Source organism: Streptomyces sp. RP5T (assembly GCF_003933965.1).
Lineage (GTDB): Bacteria > Actinomycetota > Actinomycetes > Streptomycetales > Streptomycetaceae > Streptomyces.
Window position 1 is genome coordinate 1 of sequence record NZ_RSAJ01000890.1, and the last position, 2,455, is coordinate 2,455.

General features: G+C 71.2%; 3 protein-coding genes. All 3 read left to right on the forward strand.

The genetic code is table 11. The features are described from left to right. The coding region (locus tag EHS43_RS42515) for an FHA domain-containing protein (RefSeq protein WP_148104274.1) at positions 1-369 on the forward strand (369 nt) is incomplete at its 5' end. A 10-nt stretch (positions 370-379) separates the two neighbouring features. Continuing rightward, complete coding sequence (locus tag EHS43_RS42520; protein ID WP_125195810.1) at positions 380-892, forward strand: FHA domain-containing protein; 513 nt, start codon at positions 380-382, stop codon at positions 890-892. Positions 893-990: 98 nt separating this feature from the next. Further along, the coding region (locus tag EHS43_RS42525) for a Stp1/IreP family PP2C-type Ser/Thr phosphatase (protein WP_185806645.1) at positions 991-2,455 on the forward strand (1,465 nt) is incomplete at its 3' end.

Sequence of the window (2,455 nt, forward strand, 5' to 3'; positions counted from 1 at the left end):
CCCCCGGGCCGCGGCGGCTACGGCTACCCGCAGCCCGCCCAGCGCCCCGGCGCCGGCGGCCCGGTCGGCGCGCCCGCGCCAGGCTCCCGCACCCGCCACTGGATCGAGATCAACGGCACCCGCCACCAGATCTCCCGCGCCACGCTGGTGCTGGGCCGCAGCACCGAAGCCGACGTGCGGATCGACGACCCCGGCGTCTCGCGCCGGCACTGTGAGATCCGGACCGGAACGCCCTCGACGATCCAGGATCTCGGGTCCACCAACGGCATCGTGGTGGACGGGCAGCACACCACCCGCGCTACGCTCCGCGACGGCTCGCGGATCGTCGTGGGCAGTACCACCATCATTTACCGGCAAGCCGAAGGGTGAAGCGGGGGCAATGTCAGAGCTGACCCTGACGGTCATGCGGCTGGGTTTCCTGGCCGTACTGTGGCTGTTCGTGATCGTGGCCGTACAGGTCATCCGCAGCGACCTGTTCGGTACGCGCGTCACCCAGCGCGGCTCGCGCCGGGAGGCGGGCCGGGCCCAGCAGGCCCAGCGGCAGGCGCCCCCGCAGCAGCGCCAGCAGCCGGCCGCCGCGGGCCGCCAGCGCCGTAACGCCCCCACCAAGCTCGTCGTGTCCGAGGGCACCCTCACCGGCACCACCGTCGCGCTCCAGGGCCAGACCATCACCCTGGGCCGGGCGCACGACAGCACCATCGTGCTGGACGACGACTACGCCTCCAGCCGCCATGCCAGGATCTATCCGGACCGCGACGGCAACTGGATCGTCGAGGACCTGGGCTCGACCAACGGCACGTATCTCGACCGATCGCGGCTGACGACCCCGACCCCGATTCCGCTGGGCGCGCCGATCCGCATCGGCAAGACCGTCATCGAGCTGCGGAAGTAGTGCTACATCATGAATAGGCGCGAGCGGAGCGAGCACGCGGCGTGGGCCCCCACCCCGGGCCCCGGCGCGCTCCCGACCGGAGGGTGGGCACCGTGCGGATGTACCCGGAGCCGACGGGCGAGGTGCGCATGAGTCTGTCACTGCGCTTCGCCGCCGGATCGCACAAAGGAATGATCCGGGAGGGCAACGAGGACTCCGGATACGCCGGGCCCCGCCTGCTCGCCATCGCCGACGGCATGGGCGGCGCCGCCGCCGGCGAGGTCGCCTCCTCCGAGGCCATCTCCACCATCGTCGCCCTCGACGACGACGTCCCCGGCTCCGACGTCCTCACCTCGCTCGGCGTGGCCGTCCAGCGCGCCAACGACCAGCTGCGCTCCATGGTCGAGGAGGACCCTCAGCTCGAAGGCATGGGGACCACGCTGACCGCCCTGCTGTGGACGGGCCAGCGGCTCGGCCTCGTGCACGTCGGCGACTCGCGCGCGTACCTGCTGCGCGACGGTGTCCTCACGCAGATCACGCAGGACCACACCTGGGTGCAGCGCCTGGTCGACGAGGGCCGCATCACCGAGGAAGAGGCCACCACCCACCCCCAGCGCTCCCTGCTGATGCGGGCGTTGGGCAGCGGCGAGCACGTCGAGCCCGACCTCTCCATCCGTGAGGTCCGCGCCGGCGACCGCTACCTGATCTGCTCCGACGGCCTCTCAGGGGTGGTCTCCCACCAGACCCTGGAAGACACCCTCGCCAGCTACCAGGGCCCGCAGGAGACCGTGCAGGAGCTCATCCAGCTCGCGCTGCGCGGCGGCGGCCCCGACAACATCACGGTCATCGTGGCCGACGTGCTGGACCTGGACACCGGGGACACCCTCGCCGGGCAGCTGTCCGACACCCCGGTCGTGGTCGGCGCGGTCGCCGAGAACCAGCACCAGCTGCACGACAACGGCATCATGCAGACCCCCGCGGGCCGCGCCTCCGGGCTCGGCCGCCAGGGCCACGGGCAGGGCGGGGGCGGCGAGTACGGGCCGCCCGGATCCTCCGACACCACCGGCTACATCCCCGCGGGCAGCTTCGGCGACTACACCGACGACGACTTCGTCAAGCCCCGCAAGGGCCGCAGGTGGCTGAAGAGATCCTTCTACTCGGTCCTCGCGCTCGCCGTCATCGGCGGTGGCCTGTACGGCGGTTACCGCTGGACGCAGACCCAGTACTACGTCGGCACCAACGGCGAGCACGTGGCGCTGTACCGCGGCATCAGCCAGGACCTGGCCTGGGTCTCGCTCTCGAAGGTGTCCAAGGACCACCCCGAGATCGAACTCAAGTACCTGCCGCCGTACCAGCAGAAGTCGGTCGAGGGCACCATCGCCGAGGGCGACCTGAAGACGGCCCAGAAGAAGATCGACGAACTGGGCGTCCAGGCCTCCGCGTGCAAGAAGCAGGACGAGGCCGAGGCCGCGGAGAGCAAGAAGAACTCCAAGACGGGCGAGGGCCAGGCCGGCGGCACCACGGGAACCACCCAGTCCTCTCTCGCGTCAAAGGCCACACCGACCCCGACGAGCACGTCCTCCC

What these genes read in the sequence shown, in the direction of transcription:
- EHS43_RS42520 (WP_125195810.1), top strand. Translation starts at nt 380, where the DNA reads ATGTCAGAGCTGACCCTGACGGTCATGCGGCTGGGTTTCCTGGCCGTA.